Here is a 14,949-nt window from a genome sequence, read left to right as displayed (position 1 = left end):
CCCCCCGACGCCCCGCCCCCGACAATGCCCTCCTCCATGCCCCCGACGGCGGAGAGCCCCCGCCCGGGTGGGCGGGGGCTCTCGATGACTCGCGGGGATCGGTCGTGCCGTGCTGGGTCAGGCGGCGACGGGCTCCTTCTCCGCCTTCTCGTTCTCCGTCTTCTCCGGAGCCGCCGGCACCGGCAGGTGGCCCAGCAGGCGGTGGGCGAGCAGGGCCGCGCCGAGGGCGAAGACGAGGCCGACCACGGCCGCCACGTGCAGTCCGTCGGTGAACGCGACCCGGGCCGTCTCCAGCAGGTCCGCCCCGACCTGACCCGGCAGGTGGGCGGCGACGGTGACCGCACCGCCGAGGGTGTCCTGCGCCGCGCCCGCCGCCGAGCCGTCCACACCGGCCGGCAGCGCGCCGTCCAGCTGGTGCCGGTAGACCGCCGCGCCGGCCGCGCCGAGGAGGGCGATGCCGAGGGAGCTGCCGAGCTCGACGGCCGTCTCGGAGGTGGCGGAGGCAGCGCCGGCCTGCTCCGCGGGGGCCGCGGAGACGACCATCTCGGCGGTCATCGTCATCGTCCCGACCGTGCCGGCGGCCAGCACGCCCGCCGCCGTGAGGATGAGCGCCAGCGGCGAGTGGGCGCCGACCGTGGTCATCATCGCGAAGCCCGCCGCGCCGACCACGAACCCGCCGGCCATCAGGACCGCCGGCCGCACCTTGCCGGCCAGCGCCGAGGTGAGGCCGATCGCCGCGCCGACGCCCACGCTGGGCGCCAGCGACCACAGCGAGGCGGTGAACGGGCTCATGCCCTTGACCAGCTGCAGGTACTGCGAGGTGAAGAGGGCGAAGCCCATCATCGCGAACATCGCGAGGCTGTTGACGCTGATCGCCCCGCTGAAGGTGCGGATGCGGAACAGCCCGAGGTCGATCAGCGGCGAGGCCGCGGTGCGCTGGCGCCGGTAGAAGGCGAGGGCGAGCACGAGTCCGACGGGCAGGGCGAGGCCGGGCAGCAGGCTCCAGCCGTCCACGGCGAGGGTCTTGATCCCGTAGACGACCGGCAGGATCGCGGCCATCGAGAGCGCGGCACCGGCCAGGTCGAAGCGGCCGCTACGGGCGGGGGCCCGGTACTCGGGGAGCAGGACGGGGGCGGTCAGCAGCACCAGGGCCATCACCGGGACGGCGATCAGGAACACCGCGCCCCACCAGAAGTGGTCGAGCAGCAGGCCCCCGGCGACGGGCCCGAGGGTGGCGCCGGAGGTGAGGACGGCGCCCCAGGCGCCGAGGGCGCCCTGGCGCTGCTTGGGGTCGTGGAACATGTTGCGGATCAGCGCCAGCGTCGAGGGCATCACGGTGGCCCCGGCGGCGCCGAGCAGCGCCCGGGCGGCGATGAGCTGCCCCGCGTCCTGCGACCAGGCGGCGAGCAGTGAGGCTCCGATGAAGCCGGCCGCGCCGATCATCAGCAGCCGGCGGCGGCCGATGCGGTCGCCGAGGGCGCCCATGGTGATGAGCAGTCCGGCCAGCAGGAACGAGTACATGTCCATGATCCACAGCTGCTGGGTGCCGCTGGGCGCGAGCGTGGTGGAGATGTACGGGACGGCGAAGAACAGCACGCCCATGTCCATGGAGAGGACGAGGGTCGGGAGCAGGAGGACGGCCAGGCCGATCCATTCGCGACGGCCTGCGCGGCCGGTGGTTGCGGTCATGAGGAAGACGGTACGGGCGTGTCAGACGCTTGTCTAGTACGAATGTGTAAATCGCTCGTGCAAGACATCCGTGCAAGACATCCGTCCAGTCCTTCCGTAGGATCGGGGGCATGGGAAACCGCGAAGACCTGATGGCCGGCGCCAAGCGCTGCCTGTACGAGAAGGGCTACGGCCGCACCACGGCCCGCGACATCGCGAACGCCTCCGACGTCAGCCTGGCCGCGATCGGCTACCACTTCGGCTCCAAGGAGGCCCTGCTCAACGCCGCGATGATCGAGGCGATCGGCGAGCTGGGCGCGAGCATGGGCGCGGTGGTCGTGGCCGCCAACCGGACCTCCGACGATCCGGAGGAGCGCTTCGCCGCCGCCTGGGAGGGGCTCAAGGGCGTCTTCGTCGAACACCGGGGGCTCTGGGCGGCCCAGTTCGAGGCGCTCGCGCAGGCCGGGCACTCACCCGAGCTGGCGGCCGCGTTCGCCGGGGCGCAGAAGGAAGGCCGCCTGGGCCTCGCGGCGCTGTTCCAGGGGCTGCCCGAGGTGCCGGACACCGAGGAGGAGATCGCGCGCGGCACCTTCTACCAGATCCTGCTGGCCGGGTACTGCGCCCAATGGCTGGCGGCGCCCGAACTGGCGCCCAGCGGCCAGGAGTTCCTGCGCGGCCTGCGGCTGGTCAGCGGCAGCGTGCTGGGGAGTCCCGAAAACTAGGCCGTCACGGCCGTCAGCAGCACCACGGAGTCCACGTGCGCCAGCAGCCCGTGCCGCTCCTGGGGCACGGGCTCGAGGTGCCCGGCCGACAGCTCCAGCAGCCGGCCGGCGATGGTGAGCGAGACCCGTCCGCGCAGCACCTGGACGCTGCCCGCGGTCGGCGGGGTGTGCTCGTCCAGCGCCGTCCCGGCGGTCAGCGCGATCACGGTCTGCCGGAGCACACCGTCGTGCAGCACCAGATGGGCGCTGCGCCCGTGCGGGCTCTCGGCCGCCCGGGCGGCGTGCTCCACGGCGAGCCGTTCGAGATCCGGCATCTCACCGCCTCCTCCTGCGCCGCCTCCGCTGGGCCGCCCCGTCTGCCCAGGGTCGCGGACCGGCCCGCGACCCGCACCCCGAATCGGGCCTCGAGGTGCAGCCCCCGCCGACTGCCCGCATCGTGGAGGCATGGCGACCAACGAGAGAGTCCTCCCGGGCGTCCGGGTCAACCGCGGGCTGCTGGCCGGCGGCGCGGTGCTCACGGGCATCGGCTCGCTGCTCGGCGCGGCCGGGGCGGCGATGCTCTGCGCGGCCGTGGTGACGGCCGGCCGTGACTGGATGCGCAGTCTGGAGACCCGGCCCACCACTTACGCCCAACGGGCGCTGCACGAGGCCCGGGTGGCCTCCACCGCCGGCTGGGAAGCATGGCGCGCGGAGCACGGCTCAGCGAACTGAGGCCGGACGGGCGGGTGCGGCGGGCCGCCATGGGGGTGCGGCCCGCCGCGGTTCACGGGCCGAAGGGCCTCACAGGCCCATCGACTTGGCGATGATGCCGCGCATCACCTCGCTGGTCCCGCCGTAGATGCGGAACACCCGGTTGTCCGTGTAGAGCCGGGCGATCGGGTACTCCAGGATGTACCCGTAACCGCCGTGCAGCTGAAGGCACTTGTCGATCACGGTGGAGGCCGACTCGGTGCAGAACAGCTTCACCGCCGCCGCGTCCGCCACCGTCAACTCGCCCTGCTGGTAGAGCTCCAGGGAGCGGTCGACCATCGACTGCTGCGCCACGACCTGGGCCTCGCAGTCCGCCAGGGTGAACTTGGTGTTCTGGAACTCGGCCACCGCCTTGCCGAACACCTTGCGGTCCTTCACGTACTGCACCGCGAACCGCACCGCCGCCGCGGCCGCCGCGTACGCGCCCACCGCGATGGCCAGCCGCTCCTGCACCAGGTTGTGGGTCAGGTACCCGAACGCCTTCCCCTCCTCGCCGAGCAGGTCCTCCACCGGCACCTTGACGTCGCTGAACGCCAACTCGGCGGTGTCGGAGGTCCGCAGGCCGATCTTCTGCAGCTTGCGGCCGACGGTGTAGCCGGGGGAGGTGGTGTCCACGCACAGGATGGACAGCCCGGCGCGCCGGTTCTCCGGGTCGTACGGCGAGGTGCGGCAGACCACCAGGACGAGGTCGGCGAGCACGCCGCCGGTGATGAAGGTCTTGGCGCCGTTGAGGACGTAGTGGGTGCCGTCCTCGGAGAGCTTCGCGGTGGTGGTGATGCCGGCCAGGTCGGAGCCCGCGCCGGGCTCGGTCATCGCGATGGCGGTCATGATGTCGCCGGAGACGAACCCGGGCAGCCAGCGCCGCTTCTGCTCCTCGTTCGCGTACTCCAGCAGGTAGGGCAGCACCAGGCCCGTGTGCACGCCGGAGGAGCCGAAGCTCACGCCCGCCCGGGCGGTCTCCTCGGCGATCACCGCCTGGTACTTGAACCCGCTCTCGCCCGCGCCGCCGTACTCCTCCGGCACCTCGATGCCGTAGACGCCCAGCTCGCCGAGCTGCCGGTAGAAGTCGCGCGGCGGGTGGCCGTCCGCCTCCCAGCTCTCGTAGACGGGGACGACCTCGTGCGCGATGAAGTCCCGGATGGTCTCCCGGAAGGCTTCGTGGTCCTCGTTGAACACGGTGCGGCGCACGGCGGCGCTCCCTTCGGCTGGGCCGGCCGCGGGGGCCGGCCGGGGCGGAACGGGCCTGGTGATGGCCCCACAAGTTAATCCGGGGTAGCTTCGGCTGTCCAGGGTCGAACCACCGGTCGGAGCCCCTTGATCACGGTAGGCGGCCACGCTGGGTGAATCCTTGCTAGCCTTCCGTCCGCGACGTGTGCGACCGTGCGGAGGGGAGGCTCGCCATGGTGGTCCGACGCCCGCCCGGGCGGCGTGCCCAGATCCTCGCCGTGGCCGCCGACCGATTCCACCGCAGCGGGTACCACCAGGTCTCCATGACCGAGGTCGCCGCCGGGGTCGGCATCACCGCGCCCGCCCTCTACCGGCACTTCCGCGGCAAGCCCGAACTCCTGGACCGCACCCTCCGGTTGGGCCTGGACGCGCTCGCGGACGGACTGCGCGGAGCCCGTTCCACCGCCGAGGTCGGCGCCGCGCTGGCCGCCGTCGCGGTCGCCCACCGCCCGCTCGGCACCCTGGTGCAGCGCGACGCGAGGTTGCTGCCGTCGGCCCGGCGGGCGGCGCTGCGCCGCGAACTGCGGGCGGACATCGCGCTGATGACCGCCGTCCTGCGCGCCGAGCGGCCCGAACTCGACGAGCCTGACGCCCAGTTGCTCTGCTGGTCGGCGCTCTCCGCCTGCGCCGGCCTCTCCTACCAGTCGGCCGCGCCCCAGCCCCGGCGGGCCGAAGCCCTGCTGCGCGAACTGGTCGCGGCCGTCCTCGCGGTACGGCTGGACGGCACGGCCCCCGACGCCCTGCCCGAGCCGCCCGAGCCCCGCTCCCGGGCCCGCCGCGAGGAACTCCTCGCGGCCGCCGTCCGGCTCTTCCACCGGCACGGCTTCGACAACGTCAGCACCGACCGGCTCGGCGCCGCCGTCGGCATATCCGGCCCCAGCGTGTACCGGCACTTCGACAGCAAGGCCCACCTGCTGGCCGCCTCCCTGGTGCGCAGCCGCGAACGGCTCTGGCACGAGGTGGACGGCGCGATCGCGGCCGCGGAGGGGCCCGAGCGGGCGCTGGCGGCCGGGCTGCGCGGCTACGTCGGCTTCGCGCTGCGCAACGGCGACTACCTGGGCGCGATGCTCAGCGAGACGGAGCGGCTCGCCCCTCCGGACCGCCGTGCGGCCGTGGACTTCCGCCGCGACTTCCTGCGCACCTGGGTCGAGTTGCTGCGCGGCGTCCGCCCGGAGCAGGACGCCGCGGCCGCCCGCATCCGGGTGCACGCGCTGTTCGCCCTGGTCAACGACGGTGTCCGCAACCGCCCGCACAGCGACCGCCCCGACCTCGGCGACTGCCTGCTCCGCCTGGGGCGCGCCGTCCTCGGGGTGGCGTAACCGTCGGCACGAACGCCGAACGGCCGGACGCCCGCCCCACCGGCGTGGGAGTGGGCGCCCGGCCCCTTGGCAGGACAACGCCGTGGGGGGGCGTCGGACAGGGCTAGGAGAGGGCGTGCGGGTACACCCGGGCGTCGAAGTTGCCGTTGCCCTGCAGGGCGCCGACGTTGCCGGAGTTTCCGGCGACGGCCAGGCCGTTGTTCTGGTTGCCGGCGCCCGAACCGGTGGCCGTCTGCTGGGTGTTGACCACGTTGCCGTTGACGGTGCCCAGCACGTTGCCGGAGCCGACGTTGCTCACGACGCTGCTGTTGGAGTGGTCGATGGCACCGGCGCCGTTGTCGGCGTGCGCGGTGGCGGCGCCGACGCCGACCAGGAGGAAGGCCCCGAGGGCGGTGACGGCGGCTGCGCGGATACGGGACACGATGGTCTCCCTGAACTGGGTTGCGAGGATGGCGACTTGCGGAGTGGCCGCTCCGAAGCGCCGGGGGTCTGACGTCGCACGCCCAGCATTCACCAGCGCTGCGGACGAACTCCACCGAACGGGTGGCAATTCCCCCGATGGTGGGGGATCGGTCAATTCCGGATTGACCACGATCCGTCGGGGGCGGGGAACGACCGGCGGGAGAGCAGGCGCGGCGCGGTGCTCCGTAAAGAAATGGTCGCCGGATTGTCGCACTGGCACACTGGGGACCCATGTCTGATGGTGCCCCGTCCGAGCCCATGCCCACCGACGATCTGCGCACGACCGAGGTCGACCTCGGCGGCCTGGTGACCGTCCTCGCCAGCCACCTCTACTCCACCCCGCTGGTCGCCCTGCGCGAACTCGTCCAGAACGCCCACGACTCGCACACCCGCCGCTTCCTGGAGGACCCGGACGGCGGCCACCGCCCCCTGATCCGGGTGCGCGCGGACGGCGCCCGGCGGACGGTCGCCGTCGAGGACACCGGCGCGGGCCTCACCGAGCCCGAGATCCACGCCTACCTGGCCACCGTCGGCACCGGATACACCCGCATGCTGCGCGAGCTGACCGGGAACCAGGAGCTGATCGGCGCCTTCGGCCTCGGCTTCCTGTCCGCCTTCTCCGTGGCCGACGAGGTCACCGTCACCACCACCTCGCACCGCGAGCCGCACCTCGGCCACCGCTACCGCAGCCGCGGCGGCGAGCAGTACCAGGTCGAGCCGGTGCCCGCGAGGCCGCAGCCCGGCACCGTCGTCGAGCTGTCCCTCAAGGCCGAGCACGGCCACCTCGCCGACGAACAGGCACTGCGCGAGGTGCTCGGACGCTACTGCGTGCTGCTCCCGATCCCCGTGCACGTCGGAGACGACGTCCAGCCGGTGAACGGCGTTCAGGTCCCGTGGCGCCGGCAGGTCCCCGGCGATCCGTACGAGGCGAGGATGCGCTTCGCCACCTCCTTCGGCCGCCGCTTCGAGCCGCTCGCCGCCTTCCCGGTCGCCCCCGTCGAGGGCAGCACCGACGCGGTCGGGCTGCTCTGGGTCCAGGACGGCGGCACCTACGGCAGCAGCGACAACCGAGACCTCGCCGTCTACCTGCGCGGCATGCTGCTCACCGAGGACGCCCGCGACCTGCTGCCCAGCTGGGCCGGGTTCATCGGCGGCGTGGTCGAGTCCAACCGCCTCACCCCGACGGCCAGCCGCGAGGACCTCCAGCGCGACGACCACTACCGCGCGCTCCGGCGCGTCCTCACCGACGCCATCGTGGACGGCCTGTACGAGACCGCCCGGCTGCGCCCCGCCGCCTGGCGCCGCATCCTCACCCGCCACGGGCAGGACCTGCTCGGCGCCGCGCTCTGCGACGACCGGCTCTTCACCCTGCTCGCCGACGACGTCCCCGTGCCCACCTCGCAGGGCGACCTCACGGCGGGCGCGCTGCGCGCGGCCGGCGGGGGAGCGGTGCACGTGGCGCTCGGCAGCGGCGGCGGCTTCGAGGAGATGCTCTACCGCGCGATGCGGGTGCCGATCGCCCGCGGCGACCGCTACGCCGTCCTGCCGTTCCTGCGCCGCTACGCGCAGCTGCGCGGCTGCCGGCTGGTCGAGCTGGGCAGCGAGGACGGCAACCGCGAACTGTTCCGCGACCCCGAACGCCCGCTGGCCGCCGAGGAGTCGGCCTGGCTGTCCGCCGCCCTCACCGACCGGGGCGAGCAGCTCGTCCCGGCCCGGTTCGACCCGCCGGGCCTGCCGCTGGTGCTGGTGCCCGACCGCGAGGCCGAGCTCAAGGCCCGGATCGAGGACGACCAGGCCGACGCCCGCATCCCCTCCGCCGCCCTGCGGCTGGCCCGGGCCTTCACCGCCCGCACCGACGGCGAGGTCAGGGCCCGGCTCTACCTCAACCTGGACTGCCCGGCGGTGCGCGACCTGCTCGCCGCCTACCGCAGCGGGCACACCGGCAGCGCCACCGCCGCCGGGCTGCTGCGCTCGCTCAAGGTGATCATGGCCGCCGCCTCCTCCGGCCCGTCCGAGGGGGACCTGGGCGCCGCGCTCGCCGGCGTCGGCACCGCGGTCTCGGCGCTGACCGCCGCCGTCCCGCCGGGCCTGCCGGAGGTCCCGGACAGTCTGCCGGAGGGGCTGTGACGGCAGCCGGGCCCCGTCCGGACACGAACGGACTGTCAGTGGTCCCTGGTAGACCATCCATCAGCACCGCGCAGGGGGAGACGACATGACCACCGACATCTGGGCCTGGGTCCACGACGCACACCGACAGCTCTCCGAGGCCGGCCACCACCGACTGGCCGAGGCCGTCTACGAGCTGCCCGGCCACGCCAACGAGGGCCGCAACGACCAGCTGGACGCCGTCTTCCCCGAAGCCCTGGCCGCCTCCCGCGCGCTGGGCCTGCCCTGGGTCGAGGTCTACCTGCGGCACTGGCGGATGCAGAACCTGCTGAACCGCCGCCACCAGGGCGAGCAGGCCCTGCCCGAGGCGGTCGACCTGCTGGAGTTCGCCCACCGCGAGGAGACGGCCGGCTGTCCGCAGTCGGTCTGCGTGGTGCAGGACCTGGCCATCTGCTACGCCCGGGTCGACGGCCCCGGCTTCGTGCCGCAGCGGCTCGAGGTGCTGGACGAGACGCTCGCCCGGATCGAGCCCGGCCGGGCCTGCTTCGACTGCCTCTCCCGCGAGTACGCAGACGCGCTCGAGGACGGCGGCCGACCGGCCGAGGCCCTCGCCCACCTGGACACGGCCGCCGCCCGCATCCAGGCCGCCGGCGAGCGGCTCTCCCTGCACTTCCACCACCGCCGGGCCAGCGCGCTCCAGCTGCTCGGCCGGTACCAGGAGGTGCTGGAGGTGCTCGACACCGCCGAGCGGGCCGAGCGCGCCCGGGGCCGCGAACTGGACGAGAGCGACGTGCGCTGGGGCGCCCTGCTGCGCGCCCGCGCCCTCGCCTCCCTGGGCCGCACCGAGGAGTCCCTCGCCCTGCTGCCCTCCCTGGAGGCGGCCGAGCGCCACGTCGACCTGCGGCAGACGTGGACCTACACGATCGAGGCGCTGGTCGCGGCCGACGCCTGGGACAACGACCTCGAGCTGGGCGCCGCCCTGGCCCGCTGGGTCGGGTACCTGGACGGCACCGGCTCGCACCGCCCCTGCGTCGACCTGCTGCTGGCGGCCGGCCGGCTCGCCCTCGCCCGCGGCGCCCGTACGGTCGCGCTGACGCTCGCGGCGACGGGGGAGCGCAAGCTCGGCCAGCTGCAGAGCACCGCCGGCGTGGCCGAGGAGGTCGCCGCGCTGCGCGCCGCCGCCGAGGCGCTGCCGCAGCCCGAGCTGCCCGTGCCTCCCGCCGAACTGCTGGCGCACCTGGCCGAGGCCGGGGCGTCCTACGAGACCGGCGCCGACCTGCTCTCCGTCGCCCTGGAGCGGTACCGGGGTGAGGCGGACGGCGCCTCCGAACTGGTCCGGGCGCTCTCCGGCGTGCTCTCCTCGCTCGGGCACGCCCGGGCCGCCGCCGACCGGCTCTGGCAGCAGCTGGACGCCGACCCGGGCAACCAGCGCCTCGCCCTCGCGCTCGGCAGCACCCTGATCGAGGCCGGGGACGGCGAGGGCGTGCGCCGCCTCGCCGACCGGCTGGCGCAGGCCGGGAACGCGCCCGACGCGCACTGGACGCGCGCCCGCTGGGCCGCCGCCGAGGGCCGCTGGGCCGAGGTGCTGGAGCAGTGCGAGGCCGCCCTGGTCCTGGTGCCGGAGCGGATCAACACCCGCCGGCTGGCCGCCTCGGCCGCCACCCGGCTCGGCGACCACGCCACCGCCCAGCGGCTCTACCTGGAACTGCTGGAGCATGCCCTGCCCGCCGAGGGCGCCCCGGAGGGCGAGGAGCACCGCGTCGTCCAGGAGTCCGACCTCTGGCAGCTGATCACCGCGGCCACCGCCAACCGGGACTGGGAGGTCGTCCGCTCCACCGGCGCGCTGATAGGCATCGAGTTCGACGAACCGGAGGGCCCCGTCGAGGAGGAGTGGCAGCTGATCACCCTGCGGGCCACCCGGACGAACGGCGCCCGCGCCGACCTGCCCGCGCTGCGCACCGGCCCGGCCACGGCCCGCGTGCTGCCGGTGCTCGGCGAGGACCTGGCGTTCAACCACGGCGACACGGTGGTCTTCGCCCCGGCCCTGCTGGAGCGTCCGCCGGCCGAGGACGCTCCCGAGGAGGAGAAGGAGCGCTGGCGCCCGGTCTTCGAGCTGCTGACGTTGCTCGACCCGGCCGGCTACACCACCTACTGGATCGACGGCGGCTGGCCCGGCGACGAGACCTGGTCGACCCTGCGCGAGGAGCTGAACGCCGCCGGCCACGCGGTCTGGGTCTACAGCGGCGACCAGTACCGGATCACCGACCCGGCCGACGAGGACGCCACCCTGCCCGGCGTCTACGCGGCGGTCGGTGCCCCGCCCACCGTCTCCGCCGTCGAGGCCGACGCGCTGCTGCACCGGCTCACCGGCGACTGGCCGCACCCGCTCGCCTGGCTCGACCTCGCCAGGGCCGCGGGCACGGACCTCGCCCGGCACGAGGACATCGTCGAGCGCTACGGCCTCTGACCCCGAGCAAGCCCGGCACCGACCCGAAGCCCCGGCGGCCCGCCGGGGCTTCGGCGCCTCCTCCCCCGATTTCCTCCCCGTGCCCTCCCCGTGCCCTCCCCGCGTCCTCCTCGTGCGCACGGGAACCTTCCGCTCCCCAGCCGAGTCTTGGTCAATGCTTTACCATTCCATTGCCGAGACCCGACCGCAGGAGTGCCCCACGTGACCAGCCTCGCCCTCGGCCCGTCCTGGCTCGATCCCACCCACCTGATCTCCACCTTCGGGCTGATCGGCATCCTGGCCATCGTCTTCGCCGAGTCCGGCCTACTGATCGGCTTCTTCCTGCCGGGCGACTCGCTGCTCTTCACCACGGGCCTGCTGGTGGCCGGCGGCACTTACCTGCACCAGCCGCTCTGGCTGGTCTGCGCCCTGATCGTGGCCGCCGCCGTGGCCGGGGACCAGGTCGGCTACCTGTTCGGCCGCAAGGTCGGCCCGAGCCTGTTCCGCCGCGAGGACTCCCGCCTCTTCAAGCAGGAGAACGTGGAGAAGGCCGCCGCCTTCTTCGACCGCCACGGCCCCAAGGCGATGGTGCTGGCCCGCTTCGTGCCGATCGTGCGCACCTTCACCCCGATCGTCGCCGGGGTGAGCAGGATGAACTACCGCCTCTTCGTGGTCTTCAACCTGGTCGGCGGCGTGCTCTGGGGTGCCGGCGTCACCGTGCTCGGCTACTTCCTGGGGCAGATCGCCTTCGTCCGGGACAACATCGAGGCCATCCTGATCGCCATCGTGCTGGTCTCGGTGGTCCCGGTGGCGATCGAGCTGCTGCGGGCCCGACGCCCCGGCAGGGCGTCCGCCGACGCCCATCGCGCCGGGTAGGCACCCGCCGCCGGGGCCACCCGACGATCCGGACATGTGCACCCGGCTGCTCGATCGGGCAAGGTGTCATCAGAGATCGAGCGGTGGCCCGGGCGGCCACCAGGGGCGGCGAGGAGTGGACGTGCCTAAGCGGGGCCGACCGGGTTCGGGCAAGCGGGCGAGGGGAGGCCGGGCGGCCCGTCAGGCGCGGCAGGCGCCGCCGAAGCCGCTGCACCCCGCCGAGGCGCCGCCCACCGAGGGCCTGCTCGGCCACCCGGCCCCGGCCGCCGATCCCGTCACCGTCGTCCCGCTGGTCCCGCCCGTCCTCGAGACCAAGGGCCTCCTGGCCCCGGAGCCCGAAGCGGCGCCCGAGCGGCAGCCCGAGCCCGAGCCCGAGTGGCGGCCCGAAGCGCAGCCCGGGCCCGAGGCGCGACCCGGCCCCCACCCCGAGCTCACCACGCCCGTCGGCGCCCGTCCGGCCCCCCGCCGCTCCGTGGCCGAGGACACCCTCACCCCCGAGGAGTGGCGCGCCGCCGGCTACACCCCGCCCACCGGCATCCCCATCCCCGATCTGACCGGCGGCGCCCCCGGCGAGGTCCCCTGGCCGGACCGGATGCGCACCCTGCTGCGCACCCCGATGTCCGAGCGCCCGTCCTTCGAGCGGACGGCCCGTGAGCTGCACCCGGCGGCCGCCGTCACCCGCAACGTCCCGCGCATCCTCGACCTGACGCTGCGCATCGGCGAACTGCTGCTGGCCAGCGGCGAGGCCGCCGAGGACGTCGAGGCGGCGATGCTCGGCATCGCCCACGCCTACCGGCTGGACCGCTGCGAGCCGCAGGTGACGTTCACCCTGATCGGCATCTCCCACCAGCCCTCGCTGGTCGAGCCGCCGATCACCGCCGACCGCGTGGTGCGCCGCCGCACCTCCGACTACACCCGCCTCAACTCGGTGTACGAGCTGGTCGCCGACATCACCGCGGAGCGGGTGTCCGTCAACGACGCCTACCGCCGCCTCGCCGAGATCCGCCGCAACCGGCACCCGTACCCGACCTGGCTGCTCGCGGTCACCACCGGTCTGCTGGCCGGCGCGGCCACCTTCCTCGTCGGCGGCCGGCTCGACGACAAGGCGTGGCTGGTCTTCGCCAGCGCCTTCGTCGCGGCCGTGCTCGGCGACCGGCTGGCCTCGGCGCTGGCCCACCGGCGGCTGCCGGAGTTCTACCAGTTCGTCGCGGCCGCGATGCCGGCCGCCGCCTCCGGCATCGTGCTCTCCTTCAACGACTGGGGCCTGCGCGGCTCGGTGGTGATCACCGGCGGTCTGTTCGCCCTGCTGCCCGGGCGGGCCCTGGTCGCCGCCGTCCAGGACGGCCTGACGGGCTTCTACATCACGGCGGCGGCCCGTCTGCTGGAGGTCATCTACCTCGTCGCGGGCATCGTGATCGGCGTGATGCTGATCCTCTACCTCGGCGTCGGCTTCGAGGCGAGGCTGCGGCCGGACGAGAGCCTGGTCGGCATCAGCTACCCGCCGGTGCAGATGGTGGCGGCGATGGCGCTGACCCTCGCCTTCGCGACGCTGCTGCAGACCGACCGCCGCACGCTCGCCCTGGTCACCCTGAACAGCGGCATCGGCTGGGCCTCGTACGGCGTGCTGGCGTACAACGCGGGCCTGTCCCCGATCGTGGCCACCGGGGTGGCGGCCGGGCTGGTCGGCCTCTTCGGCCAGCTGATGGCCCGCTACCGCAACGACTCGGCGCTGCCCTACGTGACGGCGGCGATCGGTCCGCTGATGCCGGGTTCGGCCCTCTACCTCGGGATGCTGGCCTTCGCCCAGGGCCACTCCAGCGCCGGCCTGGTCTCGATCTCCCGCGCGGCGGCCATCGCGATGGCGCTGGCGATCGGGGTGAACCTCGGTGGGGAGATCGCCCGGCTGTTCATGAAGCTGCCGGTCGGAGTGGAGCGCCCGTCGCTGCAGACGCTGATGCCGCGCCGGGCGGCCAAGCGCACCCGGGGCTTCTGACCCCGGGAACGGGGGCGACGACGACGGGGCGCGAGCGGTGTTGGACCCGAGTTGGGCTCCGGGCCATGTCGCCGCAGGCAGGACGCAGGACCAGGAACGAAGGTAAGACGCATGACCACACTGCTGGACGGCTACCGCGAGCACATCGTCGCCACGCACAAACAGCCGCTGTTCCTGCTGCTGGTCGGCTTCATCGTCTCCTTCGTCTTCATCCGCTTCAGCGTCCGGATGATCCGCGCCCAGGTGCGCTGGTGGCCGGGCAACGTGACGCCCGGCGGGCTGCACATCCACCACATGGTGTTCGGCCTGGGCTTCCTGCTGGTCGGCGGCATCGGCGTGTTCGCCACCTACGGCGGGCACCCGTGGATCGACGTGTTCGGCCTGGTCTTCGGCATCGGCTGCGGTCTGGTGCTGGACGAGTTCGCGCTGATCCTGCACCTGGACGACGTGTACTGGAGCGAGCAGGGCCGCAAGTCGGTGGACGCGGTGATCTTCGGCATCCTGTTCACCGCCCTGCTGCTGGTCGGCTACGTCCCGCTCGGCGTGGTGCCGGGCGAGGAGACCAGGTGGGGCCTGATCACGGTGATCTCGGTGAACTCGCTGGCCTCGGTGATCACCCTGCTCAAGGGCAAGGTGTGGACGGGCCTGCTGGGCATCATGGTCCCCGGCCTCTCCTGGATCGGCGCCGTCCGGCTGGCCCGCCCGAGCAGCCCGTGGGCCCGCTGGCGCTACGCCGACCGCCCCCGGCGCCGGGCGCGTGCGCTCCGGCGCGAGCGCCTGCTGCACCGGCGTGCGGACCGGGCCCGCACCTGGCTCTTCGACCTGATCGCCGGCGCCCCCGACAAGGTCTCCGCCAACCACCCGGCCGCCCACCGGGTCGCCGAGCGGATGTCCGCCCGGGCCACCGCCCACCTCGACGCCCACGCCGCCCGGGCCCTGGCCCGCCGTCAGGCCCGTCTCGCCGACCGTCGCACCGCCGCGGCCGCTGCGGCCACCTCCGGCGGGTCCGGCACCCACCCGGGCCCGGCCGGGGGCCCGGCGCACGGCGGCTCCGGCGGTGCCCCGGCCCGCACCGGCCGGGCGCAGCAGTCCCGCCGTACGGTCCGGGCCGGGCGCAGCCGCACCCACGCCGTCCGCCCGACGGGCCTGGAGCGCCGCCCGGAGCGACACCCGCACCTGCGGACGCGGACCCGCAGGATGCGCCGCTAGTGCCGCGTCAGGAACTGGTTCGTATACCCTGTACACCCGGCCGGAGTTGAGCCCCTGGTCGAGTCCCGATCGGATCATCCGATGGTCACCCGCCCGGCGGCGCGCGTTCGAGGTGTGAAACGCGTCCGGGTTGAGAACATGAGCGTCGTGTGACCGTTCTGTCACGTGATG

12 protein-coding genes are annotated in these 14,949 nt (G+C 74.0%); 8 read left to right on the top strand and 4 right to left on the bottom strand.

All coding sequences use genetic code 11. The features are described 5' to 3' along the window. Positions 1 to 117 precede the first annotated feature (117 nt). Positions 118 to 1,689: an MFS transporter gene (locus IH61_RS0114265; protein WP_031069477.1), complete on the bottom strand. Its 1,572-nt coding sequence runs from the start codon at positions 1,687 to 1,689 to the stop codon at positions 118 to 120. A gap of 110 nt (positions 1,690 to 1,799) precedes the next feature. On the opposite strand from IH61_RS0114265, the gene IH61_RS0114260 reads away from it, so the two are divergent. Then, positions 1,800 to 2,390, top strand: a complete 591-nt coding sequence (locus IH61_RS0114260; protein ID WP_031069476.1) for a TetR/AcrR family transcriptional regulator — start codon at positions 1,800 to 1,802, stop codon at positions 2,388 to 2,390. On the opposite strand, the gene IH61_RS0114255 is transcribed toward IH61_RS0114260, so the two are convergent. Beyond that, on the bottom strand, positions 2,387 to 2,704 hold the full coding sequence (locus tag IH61_RS0114255) for a hypothetical protein (protein WP_031069474.1): 318 nt from the start codon (positions 2,702 to 2,704) through the stop codon (positions 2,387 to 2,389). The genes IH61_RS0114260 and IH61_RS0114255 overlap by 4 nt on opposite strands. 130 nt (positions 2,705 to 2,834) lie before the next feature. On the opposite strand from IH61_RS0114255, the gene IH61_RS0114250 reads away from it, so the two are divergent. After that, entirely contained in the window at positions 2,835 to 3,101 is a 267-nt protein-coding gene (locus tag IH61_RS0114250) for a hypothetical protein (protein ID WP_031069472.1), read from the top strand. A 69-nt stretch (positions 3,102 to 3,170) separates the two neighbouring features. Here the strand turns inward: IH61_RS0114250 and IH61_RS0114245 are convergent, their stop codons facing one another. Next, positions 3,171 to 4,328, bottom strand: coding sequence for an acyl-CoA dehydrogenase family protein (locus IH61_RS0114245; protein WP_031069469.1), 1,158 nt, complete (start codon positions 4,326 to 4,328; stop codon positions 3,171 to 3,173). 212 nt (positions 4,329 to 4,540) lie between these two features. On the opposite strand from IH61_RS0114245, the gene IH61_RS0114240 reads away from it, so the two are divergent. Continuing rightward, the gene (locus tag IH61_RS0114240) at positions 4,541 to 5,686 is read left to right on the top strand and encodes a TetR/AcrR family transcriptional regulator (RefSeq protein WP_031069467.1); all 1,146 of its coding nucleotides are present in this window, start codon (positions 4,541 to 4,543) and stop codon (positions 5,684 to 5,686) included. Between the two features lie 103 nt (positions 5,687 to 5,789). On the opposite strand, the gene IH61_RS0114235 is transcribed toward IH61_RS0114240, so the two are convergent. Next, positions 5,790 to 6,107, bottom strand: a complete 318-nt coding sequence (locus IH61_RS0114235) for a hypothetical protein (RefSeq protein ID WP_031069465.1) — start codon at positions 6,105 to 6,107, stop codon at positions 5,790 to 5,792. Positions 6,108 to 6,379: 272 nt separating this feature from the next. Here IH61_RS0114235 and IH61_RS0114230 point away from each other — a divergent pair, with 272 nt between their 5' ends. The 5 genes from IH61_RS0114230 to IH61_RS40875 all read left to right on the top strand — a co-directional run bounded on the left by IH61_RS0114230 (position 6,380) and on the right by IH61_RS40875 (position 14,778). Next, positions 6,380 to 8,275, top strand: coding sequence for an ATP-binding protein (locus IH61_RS0114230; RefSeq protein WP_051837014.1), 1,896 nt, complete (start codon positions 6,380 to 6,382; stop codon positions 8,273 to 8,275). A gap of 85 nt (positions 8,276 to 8,360) precedes the next feature. Then, positions 8,361 to 10,721 (top strand): hypothetical protein, encoded by a 2,361-nt coding sequence (locus IH61_RS0114225; RefSeq protein ID WP_031069460.1) that lies wholly within the window; start codon positions 8,361 to 8,363, stop codon positions 10,719 to 10,721. Positions 10,722 to 10,922: 201 nt separating this feature from the next. Next, entirely contained in the window at positions 10,923 to 11,576 is a 654-nt protein-coding gene (locus IH61_RS0114220) for a DedA family protein (protein ID WP_031069458.1), read from the top strand. A gap of 121 nt (positions 11,577 to 11,697) precedes the next feature. Beyond that, entirely contained in the window at positions 11,698 to 13,569 is a 1,872-nt protein-coding gene (locus IH61_RS0114215) for a threonine/serine ThrE exporter family protein (protein ID WP_234327178.1), read from the top strand. A gap of 111 nt (positions 13,570 to 13,680) precedes the next feature. Continuing rightward, positions 13,681 to 14,778, top strand: coding sequence for a hypothetical protein (locus IH61_RS40875; RefSeq protein ID WP_199823315.1), 1,098 nt, complete (start codon positions 13,681 to 13,683; stop codon positions 14,776 to 14,778). Positions 14,779 to 14,949: the final 171 nt, after the last annotated feature.

The sequence above is a fragment of the Streptomyces sp. NRRL WC-3742 genome, assembly GCF_000720635.1.
In the GTDB taxonomy this organism is placed as follows: domain Bacteria; phylum Actinomycetota; class Actinomycetes; order Streptomycetales; family Streptomycetaceae; genus Kitasatospora.
The sequence above is the reverse complement of the archived record's forward strand: the minus strand, read 5'-3'. Positions and strand labels throughout refer to the sequence as shown.